We start from the raw sequence: 16,922 nt of genomic DNA, 5'->3' as shown, positions 1-16,922 counted from the left end.
TCGGCTCGTGTCTCTTTTGTGTCTCCGTCCGCGGCTTCCGGTCGCTCCTCCCCCGCCCCGGGCCCGCGAACTCTAGTGCTGGGTCTCGCTTCGCTCGGAAGACATCATCGTGCCGAGTGGGCGCGGCTGTGGGGATCTTGCGACTTTGTTTTTTGCGCCTCGGGTGTTGTGGGGGTGGGGCAGGGCCGCGAGCTCTAGTGCTGGGGTTTCGCTGCGCGTGGAAGTCGTCATCGTGCCGAGTGGATGTGTTTGTAGCCGAGCTTGGACTTCGGTCGATGCGCTTCGGCGGCTGGGGAGGTGGGCAGGGCCGCGAGCTCTAGTGCTCGGTTTCGCTGCGCGTGGAAGTCATCATCGTGCCTAGTGGGGGCGTGGGTAGCTGAGCTTGCGGCTTTGGTGGATGTGCTTCGGCGGCTGGGGAGGTGGGCAGGGTCGCGAACTCTCGTGCTCGGTTTCGCTGCGCGTGGAAGACATCATCGTGCCCAGTGGGGGCGTTGGTAGCTGAGCTTGGGACTTTTGGTGGATGCGGCTGGACTACTCGAGAGGTGCCGAACACCAGGGCTCGATCTCGCTTCGCTCGAGAGATGTCATCGTGCCGAGTGGTGCATTGATGAGGGTCACTGAATCAACCGTTCAACACGCGGTGCCGCAAGCGCTGCATTGTGGACCCAGCTAGCCTGGTGGCGATCGGCCCCTATTCGCCAACAGATCGAGGACACGAATTCATGCATCGGACCCGTGGAAAGGTACTCGGCGTCGCTGTGGCGCTCGCCGCCACCGGATTGCTCGCCGCATGTGGTGACAATGATTCGACGGCATCGAGCACTCCGAAGCTGACCCACACCACGACGGCCCCGCAGCCGCCTGCCACGTCGAGCAGCGCAGGTGGCGATACCGGGACGCAGGTGCCCGCTCCCGAGTCGACGCCCGCCGAGACGGTCGCCCCCGAGCGTCCGCAGCCGGTGCCGACCGATGTCGTGCCGCCGGGGGACACCACCAAGCTCACCGACAAGGACAAGAAGTTCCTTGACGCGCTGAAGGAGCAAGGCGTCACCGCGGCCAGCCCCGACATCGCGCTGAGCATCGGCACCTACGTCTGCCAGGGCGTCGCGGCAGGCGCCTCCGAGCAGGACCTGACGACCTTCGTGAACGCGATGGCCGGATCCGACCCGTCCTTCGATCCGGCGAAGATGCCGGTCGAGAAGGTCGGCAAGATCTACATCGACACCGCTAAGCAGACGTACTGCCAGTGAGTGTTCGCCGAGGTAGGGTCTCCCGCCGGCTGCGACCGGCGGGATGTCTGGTGCTCCTCGCGATCGTCGCGCTGGTCATCGTTCTCGTTCTGCTGCTGTGGTATCTGCTCGCGGGCAGACTGCGCCCGCCGGGTCCGGGACCGAAGCCGCCGGAGCGACCGACCTCGCAGCCTGCCAGCTGCCCGGATGTCCAGATGATCTCGGTGCCCGGCACCTGGGAGTCCAACAGCAACGACGACCCGCACAACCCGACGGCCAATCCGATCTCGATGATGCTCAACATCTCCGGGCCGGTGCAGAGTCAGTTCCCGCCGGGCAGGCTGGATGTGTACACCGTCCCCTATGTCGCGCAGTTCTCGAATCCGATCGCGATTCCGCCGGACGGCCAGCAGTCCTACAACAACAGCCGTTCCGAGGGTGCGCGGCGGATGGTCGACGCGATGGCGGATCGGCATCGGGAATGTCCGTTGACCACCTACGTGATCGCGGGATTCTCGCAGGGTGCGGTCATCGGCGGCGATGTCGCCTCCCAGATCGCCGCAGGCAAGGGCCCTGTCCCCGCTGACCAGGTGCTGGGCGTGATGCTGATTGCCGATGGGCGGCGGACCAACGACAACGGACCGGGGCAGCCCATCCAGATCGGGAACCCGCCACTCGGTGTCGGCGCGGAGGTCGCGTTGAAGGGTCTGAACGTGCCGGGAATCACCATGACCGGTCCGCGGCCGGGCGGCTTCGGCTCGCTGGCCGAGCGCACCTTCACGATTTGCGCACCGGGCGATCTGATCTGTGACTCGCCGCGACAGGCGTTGAACCCGCTGAACATCATCGGCAGCACGATGACGTTGATCCGCGCGGCAGGCAACCCGGTGCACAGCCTCTACAACGGCTTCGTGGTCGACGGCGACGGGACAACCGCGACCCAATGGACGGTGAACTGGGCGAACGGTCTGATCGAAGGGGCGCCGCACCCGCCGCACTCCTGAGAAGACCACCTGTGAACAACCACATCGGCGCGGCCCGGCGATAGGGCTATGCACCCTTGCATACCGAAGCCTCGTCAATCGGACCGGAGCAGGCTGTAAAGTGCGCTGATGATCGCGACGCCGGCAGTGCTGCCCCCAGGACCGGGGGCTGGCCGGCGCGCAGGAAATTTCCTTACAGCCAGGAGCATGAGTTCATGACAGAAGCCGCCGCACCGGCTGGTGAGTTGACCGCGTTGGGTACGCCGATACGTAACTTCCGCTTCGCGGCCGCGGGCGAAGGAAACAAGCAGGAGGGCGGTGCCCGCAAGTTCATTCAGACGGCGCAGCAGGCCGAGGAGTACGGCTTCGACACGTTCGTCGTGCCCGATCACCTCGGTGACCAGATCGGTCCGATCGCCGCGCTCGGCGCCTTGACGCAGGCCACCGAGAAGATCCGGCTCGGAACATCGGTGCTGGCCAATGGTTTCCGGCATCCTGTGGTGCTCGCCAAGGATCTCGCCACCATCGATGTGCTGTCGAAGGGCCGCCTCGAGGTCGGCGTCGGCGCGGGCTGGAAGCAGGACGAGTTCGCCGCGGCCGGGCTGCCCTACGAGACGCCCGGCGTTCGGCTGGAGAAGCTCGACGAGACGTTGACCATCCTCGATGTGCTGCTGCGTGGCCAGGAATGCACCTTCGAGGGCAAGCACTACCAGGTCAACGGCATCAAGGGCACGCCGCGTCCGCGTCAGGGTCCGCGCCCGCCGATCTGCACCGGCGGTGGCGGCCCGAAGATGCTCCGGCTGGCCGCCAAGCACGCCGACATCATCTCGATCGTTCCGGTCACCACCAAGAACGGCAAAGGTCTGCTCTCGGGCATCACCATGTCCAAGACCGTCGAGAAGGTGAACCTGATCCGCGAAGCCGCGGGCGATCGGTTCACCGACATCGAGCTGAACTGGGCCATCACCGCGATCGTCATCACCGACGACCGTGAGAAGACCGCGGAAATGGCCCTTTCCGCGATCGATCGAGGTCTGCACCCCGACCTCGAGGTCGACGTGAAGCTCTCTGTCGAGGAGATTCTCGAATCGCCGTATGTGGCCATCGGCACATTCGAGGAGATCGCCGAGCAGATCCGCCGGGTGCGGGAGCTCACATCGATGTCCTATGTCGGTGTGTTCCCCACCCAGATGGACGCTTTCGCGCCGGTTATTCCACTGCTGCGGGATGAGTGAGCCACTCTCCTCTGTAACATGACTCTGGTTTGAGAACATCTAGCCGATAGCGGTCACCGCGCAGACCGCAACAAAATCTGCAGGCTGGCTCGTTGTACGTAGAGCACCCGCGGGCGATAGCGAGTCGGGGCCTCACAGGTAACAGCGGCGATGTCGCCGTCTTGCTGTGATGTGCCTCGGAGGAGAAGAAGGAATGGAAGAGACTTTCGACGACTACCTGGATGAAACCGGGAACATCCGTATTCCCGAGGATCACACCCTGGTCGATCACGTCGAGAAGCACACTCGGAACGACGCGAACACCCTGGCCTACCGCTACATCGATTACTCGCGTGAACGTGATGGCGAAGCTCAGGAACTGACGTGGCGTGAATTCGGCATCCGGCTGCGCGCGGTGGCCGCTCGACTGCAGCAGGTGACCAACCCGGGCGACCGGGTCGCGATTCTGGCGCCGCAGGGCCTGGACTACGTGATCTCCTTCTTCGCCGCGATCTACGCGGGCACCATCTCGGTGCCGCTGTTCGACCCCGATGAGCCGGGTCACACTGACCGGCTGCACGCGGTGCTCGGCGACTGTGAGCCCTCTGCCATCCTCACCGCGAGCTCCTCCGCGGCCGGGGTGCGCCAGTTCTTCCGCTCGCTGCCCGCCGCGCAGCGCCCGCGCATCATCGCCGTCGACGCGATCCCCGATAGTGTCGGTGAAACCTGGGTGCGTCCCGACATCGCGATCGATGACATCGCCTACCTGCAGTACACCTCGGGCTCCACGCGGACCCCGGCCGGTGTCGAGATCACCCACCGGGCGGTCGGCACCAACCTGCTGCAGATGGTCGATGCCATCAACCTCGACTGGAACTCTCGCGGTGTCACCTGGTTGCCGCTGTTCCACGACATGGGCCTGCTGACGGTGATCCTGCCCGCGGTCGGCGGCAAGTACATCACCATCATGTCGCCGAGCGCGTTCGTGCGCCGCCCGTACCGCTGGATCAAGGAACTGGCCGCCGCCTCCGATGGCGCCGGAACCTTCGCCGCCGCACCGAACTTCGCGTTCGAGCACGCCGCGGCGCGCGGTCTGCCGAAGAACGGCGAGTCGCTGGACCTGTCGAACGTGATCGGCCTGATCAACGGCAGCGAGCCGGTGACGACCTCGTCGATGAAGAAGTTCAACGACGCGTTCGCGCCCTACGGCCTGCCCAAAACCGCGATCAAGCCGTGCTACGGCATGGCGGAGGCGACGCTGTTCGTCTCGGCGACCAAGGCCGAGGACGAGGCCAAGGTGGTCTACGTCGACCGCGACGAGCTCAATGCGGGTCGCATGGTGAAGGTCGAGCAGGGCACCGAGAATGCCATCGCCCAGGTGAGCTGTGGCTTTGTGGCGCTGTCGCAGTGGGCCGTGATCGTCGACCCGGACGCCATCGACGATGACGCGGGCCGCGAGCTGCCCGACGGCCGGGTCGGTGAGATCTGGCTGCACGGCAACAACATGGGCATCGGCTACTGGGGTCGCCCGGACGAGACCTCCGCGACCTTCAAGAACAAGGTCACCCATCGCCTGCCCGAGGGCAGCCACGCCGACGGCGCCGAGGACGACGCCAACTGGATGCGCACCGGCGACTACGGCGTGTATCTCGACGGCGAGCTCTACATCACCGGTCGCGTGAAGGACCTGGTGATCGTCGACGGGCGCAACCACTACCCGCAGGATCTCGAGTTCTCCGCACAGGAGGCGAGCAAGGCGCTGCGACCGGGCTTCGTCGCCGCGTTCTCGGTGCCCGCCAACCAGCTGCCCGCCGAGGTCTTCGAGCAGGGCAGCCATTCGGGCCTGCAGTTCGACGCCGACGATGCCTCCGAACAGCTCGTCATCGTGGGTGAGCGTGGTCCGGGCGCAGGCAAGGCCGACCCGCTGCCCATCGCCGACGCGGTCCGCGCGGCGGTGTCGCAGCGCCACGGTGTGACCGTGCGTGACGTGCTGCTTGTGCCCGCGGGTTCGATCCCGCGCACCTCCAGCGGCAAGATCGCTCGGCGCGCCTGCAAGACTGCTTATCTGGAGGGAACACTGCGCGGGGGCTACACCCAGCAGGCATTCCCGGATGCTCCGGAAGAGTAATTGCCCGCAGGGGTGATTCGGCGAGCCGACCATCGATGCTCGGTGCCGAACCGCCCCCATGCCGAGCGTCAATTCCAGGCGCGCCCGGTACGCAGACAGGTAGCTTGAGGAATTGATGGCTGACAACGAGGGCACGCCCACCCAGAAGACCGATATTGCGCGCGCCGAGGCGGACGCAATCGATACTCCTGACGCAGGAGAGGTTTCGCAGTCCGCTGCGGAGCCCACTGCCGCGACGGACCTGTCCGTCGCGGAACTGCGGGAGTGGCTGCGGCGCTGGGTTTCCGACGCGACCGGTCAACCCGTGGAGAACATCACGGTGGACCGGCCGATGGAGGAATTCGGGCTGGCCTCGCGCGATGCCATCGCGCTCGGTGGTGACATCGAAGAGCTCACCGGTGTCGTGCTGACGGCGACGGTGGTCTACCAGCACCCGACCATCGCGTCGCTGGCGGAGGTCGTCATCAATGGTGAGCCGGAGTTGGCGCAGGAGTCCGACGACGACTCGTTCTACACAGCCGGGTACCAGCCGGGCGAGGCGCACGACATCGCGATCGTCGGTCTGTCGACCCGGCTGCCCGGCGCGGGCGACACCCCTGAGTCGACCTGGGAATTCCTGATCAACCGCGGCGACGCGATTCGGGACCTGCCGGAGGGCCGGTGGGAGGAGTTCACCAGTGAGCCCGCGGTCGCGGCGGCGGTCGCCGAGGGCAACACCATGGGCGGCTACCTCGACCAGGAGGTCCTCAAGGGCTTCGACGCGGAGTTTTTCGCGATGTCGCCGATCGAGGTCGAGCGGGTCGATCCGCAGCAGCGCCTGATGATGGAGCTGACCTGGGAAGCGTTGGAGCACGCCAGGATTCCGGCCAGTGAGCTCAAGGGTGAGCCGGTCGGCGTCTTCATCGGATCCTCCAGCAACGAATTCCAGTTGATCGCCGCGCTCGGGCTGGGCAATCCCGATCCGAATGTGCCCGCCTCGGCCGAGGCGTACGCCATCATGGGCAGCGTTTCCAGCATCATCCCCAACCGGGTGTCCTATTTCTTCGACTTCCGCGGCCCGTCGGTCGCCATCGACACCGCCTGCTCCTCGACTATGGTCGCCGTGCACCAGGCGGTGCGCGCGCTGCGTGACGGCGATGCGAATCTGGCGCTGGCCGGCGGCGTGAACATGCTGCTTTCGCCGATGGCGACGCTCGGCTTCGACCGGAACGGCGGCGTCGCCAAGAACGGCCATATCAAGGCCTTCTCCGCCGATGCCGACGGTATGGTCCGCTCGGAAGGCGGCGGTCTGGTCGTGCTCAAGCGGCTTGCCGACGCCGAGCGTGACGGCGATCAAATCTACGCGGTGATCAAGGGTTCCGCGGTCAACAATGACGGCAGGTCCAACGGTCTGCTCGCGCCGAACCCGGACGCGCAGGCCGACGTATTGCGCCGCGCCTACCGCGACGCGGGCATCGCGCCGTCGACTGTCGACTATATCGAGGCGCACGGCACCGGCACCCTGCTCGGTGATCCGATCGAGGCCGACGCGCTCGGCCGGGTGGTCGGGCGCGGCCGCGAGGACGACAAGCCCGCGCTGCTCGGTTCGGCCAAGTCCAACTTCGGGCATCTCGAGTCCGGCGCGGGTGCGGCCAGCCTGGCCAAGGTGATCATGGCGTTCCAGCACAATGTGCTGCCGCCGAGCGTCAACTTCGTCGGCCCCAACCCCTACATCCCGTTCGACCAGGCGCACCTGAAGGTCGTCGCCGAGCCGACGGTATTCCCGCGCTACAGCGGTACCGCGACCGTCGGCGTCTCCGGATTCGGCTTCGGCGGCACCAACGCGCACATCGTGCTGCAGGAATACGTGCCCGTGCAGGTCACGGCCGAGGTGCAGCCCGCGTCCGAGGATGTCGCGGCCGACGCGGAGACCACTGAGGTCGCCGCGGAGTCCGTCACGGAAGTCACCCCGAGCGCAGCGCCCGAGGCGGAATGGTCGGCCGAGCGCGAAGAGCCGCTGCCGGTGATTCTGGCCGTGTCGGCGTACTTGCCCTCGCGTCGTCGTCGCGCCGCCGCGGACCTGGCCGACTGGCTGGAGTCCGACGCCGGTCGCGAGGTCCCGCTCGCGGATGTGGCGCGGTCGCTGGCCAAGCGCAGCCACCACCGTTCGCGCGGTGTGGTGCTCGCCAAGACGCATGAGGAGGCGGTCGCCGGCCTGCGCGCTATCGCGGCGGGTAAGCCCGGCGCAGGCGTTTTCACCGCGGACGCCCCCGCCGCCAACGGCCCGATCTGGGTGCTCGCCGGTTTCGGCGCGCAGCACCGCAAGATGGGCAAGCAGCTCTACCTGGAGAACTCGATCTTCCGCAAGGCCGTCGACGAGGTCGACGAGCTGGTGATGGACGAGGCCGGGTACTCGATACGCGAGATGATCCTGGACGACAACCAGGACTACAACGTCGGCACCTCGCAGGTCGGCATCTTCACCATCCAGATCGGCCTGGCCGCGCTGCTGCGCGCGCACGGCGCCGCACCCGATGCGGTGGTCGGTCATTCGATGGGCGAGGTCGCGGGGGCCTACATCGCCGGTGGTCTCCCGCTCGAGGACGCGGTGCGGGTGATCTGCGCCCGCTCGCGCCTGATGGGTGAGGGCGAGGCCATGATCACCGACGCCGACGTGCGCAATATGGCGCTGGTCGAGCTGAGCGCCGATGACGTCGAGAAGATGCTCGTCGACTACCCGGACGTGGAATGCGCGGTGTACGCCGCGCCGACCAACACGGTGATCGGCGGCCCGCAGGACCAGGTCGCGGCGATCGTGGCGCAGGTCGAGGCGGCAGGCAAATTCTCTCGGGTGCTGCAGACCCGCGGCGCCGGGCACACCTCGCAGATGGATCCGCTGCTCGGTGAGCTCGCGGCCGAGCTGGCGGGCATCGAGCCGACCACGTTGAAGACGGGCCTCTACTCGACCGTCAACAAGGAGCAGTTCTACCGCGCGGGCAGCGATCCGGTGCACGACGAGGACTACTGGGTCAAGAACATGCGCCACGCGGTGTACTTCACCAATGCGGTGAAGCTCGCGGTGGACACCGGGCACACCACGTTCCTGGAGCTGGCCCCGAATTCCGTTGCGCTGATGCAGGTCCTCGGCACTACCTTCGCGGCGGGCCTGCACGACGCGCAGCTCATCCCGACGCTCAAGCGCAAGGAAGACGAGTCGGCGGGCGTGATCGCCGCGCTGGCCCAGCTGTACGTGCACGGGCACCGAGTCGAGCTGTCCTCGCTGCTGCCGGTGGGCGACTACGCCGATATTCCGCGGACCGCGTTCCTGCGCAAGCAGTACTGGCCGAAGGCGCGGATGTCTTCCGGCGGAGGTAACGACCGGGTGCCGGGCGCCCACGTCGCGCTGCCCGACGGCAGGCACGTGTGGGAGGTGCAGGCATCGGCCGTCACCGACCTGGCGGCGCTGGTGAATGCCGCTGCGGCACAGGTGCTCAGCGACGTGTCGCTGGGTGCATCGATCCCGCACGCGGCGCTGCCGGAGACGGGAACGCTCACCACCACGCTGACGCCGCATCTCGGTGGCGCGTCGGTACAGGTGCACGCCCGCGCGGGCGCGACCTTCCAGCTGCTGTTCGAGGCGGTCGTCACCTCCGGTGCGCCGCTTCCCGAACTCGTTGTGGCCGTACCTGTTCCGGGCGCCGCGCTCGCGACGGCCGGTGACGCGGACATCGAGATCGTCGAAACCTTCGGTGACCGTTGGGATCCGGAAGGCACGCAGTCGTTGGAGGAGCGGCTGGCGCTGATCGTCGCCGAGTCGATGGGCTACGCGGTCGAGGATCTGCCGATGGAGATCCCGCTGATGGAGCTCGGCCTCGACTCGCTGATGGCGATGCGCATCAAGAACCGGGTCGAGTACGAATTCGATATTCCGCAGCTGCAGATCCAAGCCGTGCGCGACGCGAACCTGAACGAGGTCGGCAAGGTACTGCGCTACGCCATCGACCACCGCGAAGAAATGCAGGCGATGGCCGACAAGCAGGCCGCCGGCGAGGAAATCGTGGTCGACGGCGGGTTCATGGCCGCGGCCCGCGCCGCACTGGAGGCGGGCGAGGATCCCGCGGCAGCGGTGGCGAATGTGGCTGCCGCCGAAGGGGTTTCGCTGAACGTCGAAAGCACGTCGGTGGAGTCGGAGGCCGAGGCGATCGTCGCGGAGGCCGAGACGGCCGCAGGCGTTACCGGGGCTGCCGCGGGCACGGCGACTCCCGCCGCGGTCTCGGCCGAGCAGAATGCCGCGGCCGAGGCGAAGGAAGTCGCCATCGAGCGGTCGCTCGACGTCGTGGACACCACGGTGGAAGCCGCCGCGGAGGCGGTCGTCGCGCAAGCTCCCGCGGCGGTCGAATCGGTCTTCGGCGCATCGCAGCAGGCCGACGAGGACGACGTGCCACCGCGTGACGCCGCCGAGCGGTTGACCTTCGCCACCTGGGCCATCGTCACCGGAAAGTCGGCGGGCGGCATCTTCAACACCCTGCCGATCCTGGAGGAGGAAGTCGCCGAGAAACTGGCGGCCCGACTCACGGAGCGAGTCAAGGCCGAGGTCACCGTCGACGACGTGCTCGACTGCGAGACCATCGAACAGCTGGCCGATATCGTGCGCGAACTGCAGGACAGCGGCGCCGATGTCGACGGCTTCATCCGGCCGTTGCGCCCGCGCGCCGAGGGCTCGAATGCCGTGCCGGTCTTCGTGTTCCATCCGTCGGGTGGCAACACGCTGGTCTACGAGCCGCTGCTGAAGCGGCTGCCCGCCGACACTCCGATGTACGGCTTCGAACGCGTCGAGGGCGACATCGTGGAGCGCGCGCGCCAGTATCTGCCCGAACTGCGCAAGATCCAGGGCAACGGTCCGTACGTGCTGTACGGCTGGTCGCTCGGCGCGGTGTTCGCGCTGCAGGTCGCGCAGTTGCTGCGGGCCGAGGGCGCCGATGTGCGCATCGTCGGCCTGATCGACCTGGCCATCCCGACCGAGGGCGAGGACAACAGCCCCGAGGAGCGGGTGCGCCGTGTCGAGCGCTACCAGGCCTTCGCGAAGAAGACCTATGGCGTCGAGGGCGAGCTGGATCGCGAGCAGTTGGAGACGCTGGCCGCGGCCTCCGATGAAGAACAGTTCAAGATGATCAGCGATCTCATCAAGATCAGCGGCACCAAGATCCCCGGCGGTGTGCTCGAGCATCAGCGCACCTCGTGGATCGAGGGACGCCACTTGGCCAAGACCACGCCGACGCACTATGACGGCGATGTGGTGTTGTACCTGGCGGATCGCTATCACGACGGCATGATCGAGCTGGAGCCGCGCTACGCCGATCGGCGGCCCAACGGTGGGTGGGATGAGTACCTTCCCAACCTCGAGGTCATCCACATCGCGGGCGATCACTTGCAGATCGTCGACGAACCGCGGATCGGGAAGATCGGATCCGACCTCACCGCGAAACTTGCGGTGATCGCCCCTTAGGGGCCGCACGACCTGATGAGAGGGGCCAAGTGAGCACTACTGCCGAGAAACTCGCCGACCTGCGCAAAAGACTCGAGTTAGCGCAGGAACCGGCGGGCGAAGCGGGGGTGGCGAAGCGGGCGAAGAAGGGGATCCCGAGCGCCCGCGACCGGATCTACATGCTGCTCGATCCGGGCACCTTCGTGGAAATCGGTGCACTGGTGCGCAAGCCGGGCGACCCGACGGCGTTGTACGGCGACGGTGTGGTCACCGGGCACGGCTTGGTGGACGGTCGGCCGGTCGCGGTGTTCTCGCACGATCAGACCGTGTACGGCGGATCGGTCGGCGAGATGTTCGGCCGCAAGGTCGCCTACATCATGGAATACGCGGCGAAGGTCGGCTGCCCAGTGGTCGGCATCAACGATTCCGGCGGCGCGCGCGTCCAGGAGGCGGTGACGTCGCTGGCCTGGTACGCCGAGCTGGGCCGCCGCCAAGAACCGTTGTCCGGCATGGTGCCGCAGGTGTCGATGATCCTCGGCAAGTGCGCGGGTGGCGCGGTGTATGCCCCGATCAACACCGACGTGGTGGTGGCGACCGAAGAGGCGTACATGTTCGTCACCGGTCCCGGCGTGATCCGGGAGGTGACCGGTGAGGACGTCAGCCTCGAGGAACTCGGCGGCGCCAACAGCCAAGCGCAGTACGGCAATATCCATCACGTCGCCAAGGACGAGAGCGACGCTTTCGAATGGGTGCGCGCCTACCTGAGCTTCCTGCCGACGAGCTGCCAGGAGCTGCCGCCGGTGGTGAATCCGGGTCTGGAGCCCGAGACCACCGAGAGCGATCTGCAACTGAATTCGCTGGTCCCCGACTCGGACAACGCGGGCTACGACATGCACGACATCCTGTTGCGCATTTTCGACGACGGCGATTTCCACGAGATCGGCGCGGCGTCCGGGCGCAATATCATCACCGGATTCGCGCGGGTAGACGGACGCAGCGTAGGCGTGGTCGCCAATCAGCCGATGGTGTCCGCCGGTGCGCTGGACGCACGGGCCTCCGACAAGGCGGCGCATTTCGTGCGGATGTGTGACGCGTACGAGATTCCGCTGGTGTTCGTGGTCGACACCCCGGGCTTCCTGCCCGGTGTCGAGCAGGAGAAGATCGGCGTCATCAAGCGCGGTGGCCGGTTCCTGTTCTCCTACGTGGAGGCCACCGTCCCGAAGGTCACCGTGGTGATCCGCAAGTCCTACGGCGGCGGGTACGCGGTAATGGGATCCAAACAACTTGGCGCAGACGTGAATCTGGCGTGGCCGACCGCGCGCATCGCGGTGATGGGCGCGGAGAGCGCGGTCAGCCTGATCGGGCGCAAGCAGATCGAGGGGGCTCCTGAGGAGCAGCGCGCGGCCGTGCGTCAACAGATGATCGACTTCTACAACGCGACCATCGCGACACCGTGGGTGGCCGCCGAGCGCGGCTATATCGACGCGGTCATCGAGCCGTCTTCCACCCGGCTGGAGCTACGTCGCGCACTACATCTGTTGCGCGACAAGAAGCTTGCCCGCAATCCGCGTAAACATCACCTGCTGCCGCTCTGATCCGCCGTACCCGATCGGGCCGCACCCCGGTGGAGCGCGGCCCGATTCGCGTTGTGTGACAACAGGTCAGGCGACGGACGCCGATTCGATGGCAACCTCGTCGCGCGGCACGTCCTGGTGGCCGCCCTTCGAACCGGTGCTGACACCGGCGATCTTGTCGACCACCTCGGTGCCCTCGACAACCTTGCCGAACACCGTGTAGCCCCAGCCCTGCGGGCTCGGCGCGGTGTGGTTGAGGAAGCCGTTGTCCGACACGTTCACGAAAAACTGCGCGGTGGCCGAGTGCGGGTCGTTGGTGCGCGCCATCGCGACGGTGTACTTGTCGTTCTTCAGGCCGTTGTCGGCTTCGTTCTTGACCGGAGCGTTGGTGGGCTTCTGCTTCATGTCGGGGGTGAAGCCGCCGCCCTGGATCATGAAACCGGGGATAACGCGGTGGAAGATGGTGCCGCTGTAATGGCCGGCGTTCACGTACTCCACGAAGTTCGCCACGGTGGCGGGGGCCTTCGCGTCGTCCAGCTCCAGCACGATCTTTCCGAAATTCGTCTCGAGATTCACCTTGGTCATGACCCCAGCTTTCCACTGACCCCACATCCGGTCAGCCATTCGGGGTCTACTTTTTGTTCGCTCGACTGCTGCCAAGCCCCCTTTCCCATCGATTGGGGCCCTGTTCAGATGCCACCGCGAGCGGGGACATCGGTCGACGACCCTGGCTTTTCCCCGGATGACCGGGCGATAACCGATAGTCGGCTCGGACGCTGACGCCACACAGGGCACAACTGCGTCTGGCCTGAAGACGCGGAGAGGCGGGGGAGCTAGCATTGCCAATCGTGCCCGACGCCGCTACTGCTGTCTTGACGAAACCGCCTGCCGCGCCCGCGGCCGCGCCGAACGATTTCCGCACCGCGCGAATAATCGCGCTCGTGGCGGGTGTGCTGGGGGCACTGTTCGCGCTGGCGAGTCCGTTCCTGCCGGTCTCGCAGACGACTGCCGTACTGAACTGGCCGCAAGACGGCAAGCTCGGCAACGTGCAGGCGCCGCTCATGTCGCAGGTGCCGATCGACCTGAAAGCCACCATTCCGTGCGCCGCGGTCGCGGAATTGCCCGAGCAGGGCGGCATGCTGCTCGCCACCGCGCCGCCGCAGGGGGATCGGGCGGCGCTCGAGGCCATGTTCATCCGGGTGTCCGACACCGCGGTGGACGTGATCGACCGCAACGCGGTGGTGGCCTCGGCGCAGCGGGCGCAGATGGGTGAGTGCTCGTCGATCACCATCAGCTCCGACAGCAACAGCACCAAGGCGACGTTCGACGGCATGACCACGCTGGTGGAGAAGCCGGTCGAGGGCGGCGCGCCCGGCGCAAAGCAAATGGTCGCGGTGCCGGTCGCGGGGCAGCTCGCCGGTGATCTGCGCCCGCAGGTGGTCGGCGTCTTCTCCGATCTGCAGGGCGCGGCGCCCGCCGGGTTGTCGATGCAGATGACCGTCGACACCCGCTTCACCTCCACCCCGACCGCGATCAAGTTGATCGCGATGATCGCGGCGGTGCTGTGCACCCTGATCGCGCTGGGCGCGCTGGCCCGGCTGGACGGCAGCGACGGGCGCGGCCACCGCCGATTCCTGCCCGCGAACTGGCTGAAGCCGACCTGGACCGACGGCGGTGTCATCGGGATCCTGCTGGTGTGGCATTTCGTCGGCGCCAACACCTCCGATGACGGCTACATCCTGAGCATGGTGCGGGTCGCGCCGCACGCGGGCTACATGGCCAACTATTTCCGCTGGTATGGCGTGCCGGAGGCGCCGTTCGGCTGGTACTACTACGTGATCCAGATCTTCTCGGAGATCTCGACCGCGAGCGCGTGGGTGCGGTTGCCCGCGCTGGCCTGCGCCATCCTCTGCTGGATGGTGATCAGCCGCGAGGTGGTGCCTCGCCTCGGTCGCGGTGTGCGCAACAGCAAGGTCGCGCTGTGGACCGGTGGGCTGGTCTTCCTGACCTTCTGGATGCCGTTCGACAACGGTCTGCGCTCGGAGCCGATCGTCGCGCTCGGCGCGCTGCTGACCTGGGTGTCGATCGAGCGGGCCATTGCCACCGGTCGCCTGCTCCCGGCCGCGGTAGCGATTCTGGTCGCCGCGTTCACGCTGGCGGCGGCACCGACCGGGTTGATGTGTGTGGCGGCCCTGCTCGCCGGTATCCGCCCGCTGGTGCGGATCGTGGTGCGACGGCATCGGCAGTTCGGCACGTTGCCATTGCTCGCGCCGATAGCGGCGGCCGGTTTGCTGGTGTTGATCGTGGTCTACAGCGACCAGACCTTCGCCGGTATCCAGGAAGCCAACCGGGTGCGCCAGGCCACCGGGCCGAACCTCGCCTGGTACGAGGACTACCTGCGCTACTACTACCTGTTCGTCGAGACCGTCGACGGTTCGCTGCCGCGCCGGTTCGCCTTCCTCGCGATGCTGCTGTGCTTGTTCACCACGATGCTGGTGTTGTTGCGGCGTAGGCAGGTTCCCGGCATCGCGAGCGGCCCGACCTGGCGGCTGATGGGCGTTGTCCTCGGCACGATCTTCTTCATGATGTTCAACCCGACGAAGTGGACCCACCACTTCGGCGCGTACGCGGGCATCGCGGGATCACTCGCCGCGGTCACCGCGGTGGCGGTTTCGGCGAGCGCATTGCGCGCGCGGAAGAATCGAGCGATATTCCTCGCCGGGTTGCTCTTCCTGCTGGCGATTTCGTTCTCCGGCATCAACGGCTACTGGTATGTGTCGAGTTTCGGTGTGCCATGGTTCGACAAGCGGATCTCGCTGCACGGCTACCAGTCGAACACTCTGATGCTCGTGCTCTTCGGCGCGGCGCTCGCGCTGGTCGCCTGGTACGCGCTGCGCGAGGACTACACCAAGCCACAGCCTTCGGCGAAGTCGGTGCGCGGCAAGCGAATCCGCAAGTTCGCCGCCATCCCGCTGACCGTTGTCGCCGCGCTGATGGTCGCCATCGAGGTGCTCTCGCTGGTGAAGGGCGCGTACTCGCAGTACCCGGCCTACTCGCTCGCCCGCTCGAATTTCGATGCGCTCGGCGGCAACACCTGCGGTCTCGCCAATGACATCCTGGTGGAACCGGAACCCAACGGCGGCAGGTTGCAGCCGATCGTCGACCCGGCCACCTCGTTGAAGGATCCCAACGACCCGCTTGCCGGGGCCGACCCGGTCGGCTTCGACCCCAACGGCGTTCCGAAGGATCTGTCCGCCGACAGCGTCGAGGTGAAGCCGGGCACCGGCAACACCTCCACCCAGTCCGTCGGCGCCGCGTTCGAGAAGGGCCAGAGCGCGGGCACCGGTGGCGGCGTCGGCGCGCTTGGCGTCAACGGCAGCACCGTGGCGCTGCCGTTCGGGCTGGACCCGGCGACCACCCCGATCCTCGGTAGTTACCAGGAGGGGGTGCAGCAGCCCGCGCACGTGGTGTCCAGCTGGTACGAGCTGCCCGCTCGCTCGCCGGAGAAGCCGCTCGTGGTGATCTCGGCCGCAGGCCGCATCCTGTCGATCGACGACACCGGCGATGTCAAATACGGCCAGTCGCTGACCGTCGACTACGGCAAGCGGCTGCCCGACGGCAGCGTCGAATCACTCGGCACCTACCTGCCGCGCGATATCGGTCCGTTCCCGTCGTGGCGCAACTTGCGGGTTCCGTTGGACCAGATCGCGCCGGAGGCCGATGCGGTGCGGATCGTCGCCAACGACCCGATCCTGATCGGTGACCAGTGGCTGGCCTTCACCCCGCCGCGGATGCCGAAGTTGCAGTCGCTCAACAGCTTTATCGGTTCCGAGCAGCCGGTCCTGCTGGACTGGGCAGTGGGTCTGCAGTTCCCGTGCCAGCGTCCGTTCGACCACAAGAACGGTGTCGCCGAGGTGCCCGGGTACCGCATCCTGCCGGATCGCCCGCTGGCCGTCAGCTCCACCAACACCTGGCAGGCCGAAGAGTTCGGCGGTCCGCTCGGCTTCGCTCAGATGCTGGCGAAGTCGACAACGGTCCCCACCTACATGAAGGACGACTGGGCCCGTGACTGGGGCTCTCTGGAGCGCTACGACCAGTACGACCGCAATGCCACCCCAGCGAAGCTGGAGACCGGCACGACCACCCGTGGCGGTCTGTGGTCGCCGGGACAGCTCCGGGTGTTCTGACCCGTCGGCGGCGCCCCTGCCCGGGGTGCCCCCGACATGACGAAAGGCCGTGGGGGCCGGGTTTTTTTCACCCGGGCGCAGGGCATTCAGCGGTCAGTTGAGGGGGGGGTGGGGAGAACGTACGGAATGGGAGGGCCAGTTAA

Annotated in this window: 8 protein-coding genes; 7 read left to right on the top strand and 1 reads right to left on the bottom strand. The window is 66.8% G+C overall.

Features of this window, described 5'->3' with window-relative positions:
• Positions 1 to 722 precede the first annotated feature (722 nt).
• From ACFU4Z_RS12605 to ACFU4Z_RS12580, 6 genes are all read left to right on the top strand, one after another.
• Positions 723 to 1,250, top strand: coding sequence for a DUF732 domain-containing protein (locus ACFU4Z_RS12605; protein WP_379062122.1), 528 nt, complete (start codon positions 723 to 725; stop codon positions 1,248 to 1,250).
• Positions 1,247 to 2,233: a cutinase family protein gene (locus ACFU4Z_RS12600; RefSeq protein ID WP_379062120.1), complete on the top strand. Its 987-nt coding sequence runs from the start codon at positions 1,247 to 1,249 to the stop codon at positions 2,231 to 2,233. The genes ACFU4Z_RS12605 and ACFU4Z_RS12600 overlap by 4 nt, the downstream gene beginning before the upstream one ends.
• Positions 2,234 to 2,427: 194 nt before the next feature.
• The gene (locus tag ACFU4Z_RS12595; RefSeq protein WP_379062118.1) at positions 2,428 to 3,447 is read left to right on the top strand and encodes an LLM class F420-dependent oxidoreductase; all 1,020 of its coding nucleotides are present in this window, start codon (positions 2,428 to 2,430) and stop codon (positions 3,445 to 3,447) included.
• A gap of 193 nt (positions 3,448 to 3,640) precedes the next feature.
• A complete protein-coding gene (fadD32, locus tag ACFU4Z_RS12590; RefSeq protein ID WP_379062116.1) occupies positions 3,641 to 5,554 on the top strand; it encodes a long-chain-fatty-acid--AMP ligase FadD32 in 1,914 nt (637 codons plus the stop codon).
• Between the two features lie 115 nt (positions 5,555 to 5,669).
• Entirely contained in the window at positions 5,670 to 11,039 is a 5,370-nt protein-coding gene (gene pks13 / locus ACFU4Z_RS12585) for a polyketide synthase Pks13 (RefSeq protein WP_379062114.1), read from the top strand.
• Positions 11,040 to 11,068: 29 nt separating this feature from the next.
• Positions 11,069 to 12,613 carry an acyl-CoA carboxylase subunit beta gene (locus tag ACFU4Z_RS12580; protein ID WP_379062111.1) on the top strand — a complete coding sequence of 515 codons (1,545 nt, stop codon included), beginning with the start codon at positions 11,069 to 11,071 and terminating at the stop codon, positions 12,611 to 12,613.
• 66 nt (positions 12,614 to 12,679) lie between these two features.
• On the opposite strand, the gene ACFU4Z_RS12575 is transcribed toward ACFU4Z_RS12580, so the two are convergent.
• Entirely contained in the window at positions 12,680 to 13,177 is a 498-nt protein-coding gene (locus tag ACFU4Z_RS12575) for a peptidylprolyl isomerase (protein WP_379062109.1), read from the bottom strand.
• A gap of 263 nt (positions 13,178 to 13,440) precedes the next feature.
• Between ACFU4Z_RS12575 and ACFU4Z_RS12570 the strand changes: the two genes are divergently transcribed.
• Positions 13,441 to 16,779, top strand: a complete 3,339-nt coding sequence (locus tag ACFU4Z_RS12570) for an arabinosyltransferase domain-containing protein (protein ID WP_379062106.1) — start codon at positions 13,441 to 13,443, stop codon at positions 16,777 to 16,779.
• Positions 16,780 to 16,922: the final 143 nt, after the last annotated feature.

The organism is Nocardia sp. NPDC057440 (assembly GCF_042802915.1).
In the GTDB taxonomy this organism is placed as follows: domain Bacteria; phylum Actinomycetota; class Actinomycetes; order Mycobacteriales; family Mycobacteriaceae; genus Nocardia.
This window is presented reverse-complemented; position numbering and strand designations above follow the sequence as displayed.

What these genes read in the sequence shown, in the direction of transcription:
- ACFU4Z_RS12605 (WP_379062122.1), top strand. Translation starts at nt 723, where the DNA reads ATGCATCGGACCCGTGGAAAGGTACTCGGCGTCGCTGTGGCGCTCGCC.
- ACFU4Z_RS12595 (WP_379062118.1), top strand. Translation starts at nt 2,428, where the DNA reads ATGACAGAAGCCGCCGCACCGGCTGGTGAGTTGACCGCGTTGGGTACG.
- fadD32 (WP_379062116.1), top strand. Translation starts at nt 3,641, where the DNA reads ATGGAAGAGACTTTCGACGACTACCTGGATGAAACCGGGAACATCCGT.
- pks13 (WP_379062114.1), top strand. Translation starts at nt 5,670, where the DNA reads ATGGCTGACAACGAGGGCACGCCCACCCAGAAGACCGATATTGCGCGC.
- ACFU4Z_RS12575 (WP_379062109.1), bottom strand. Translation starts at nt 13,177, where the DNA reads ATGACCAAGGTGAATCTCGAGACGAATTTCGGAAAGATCGTGCTGGAG.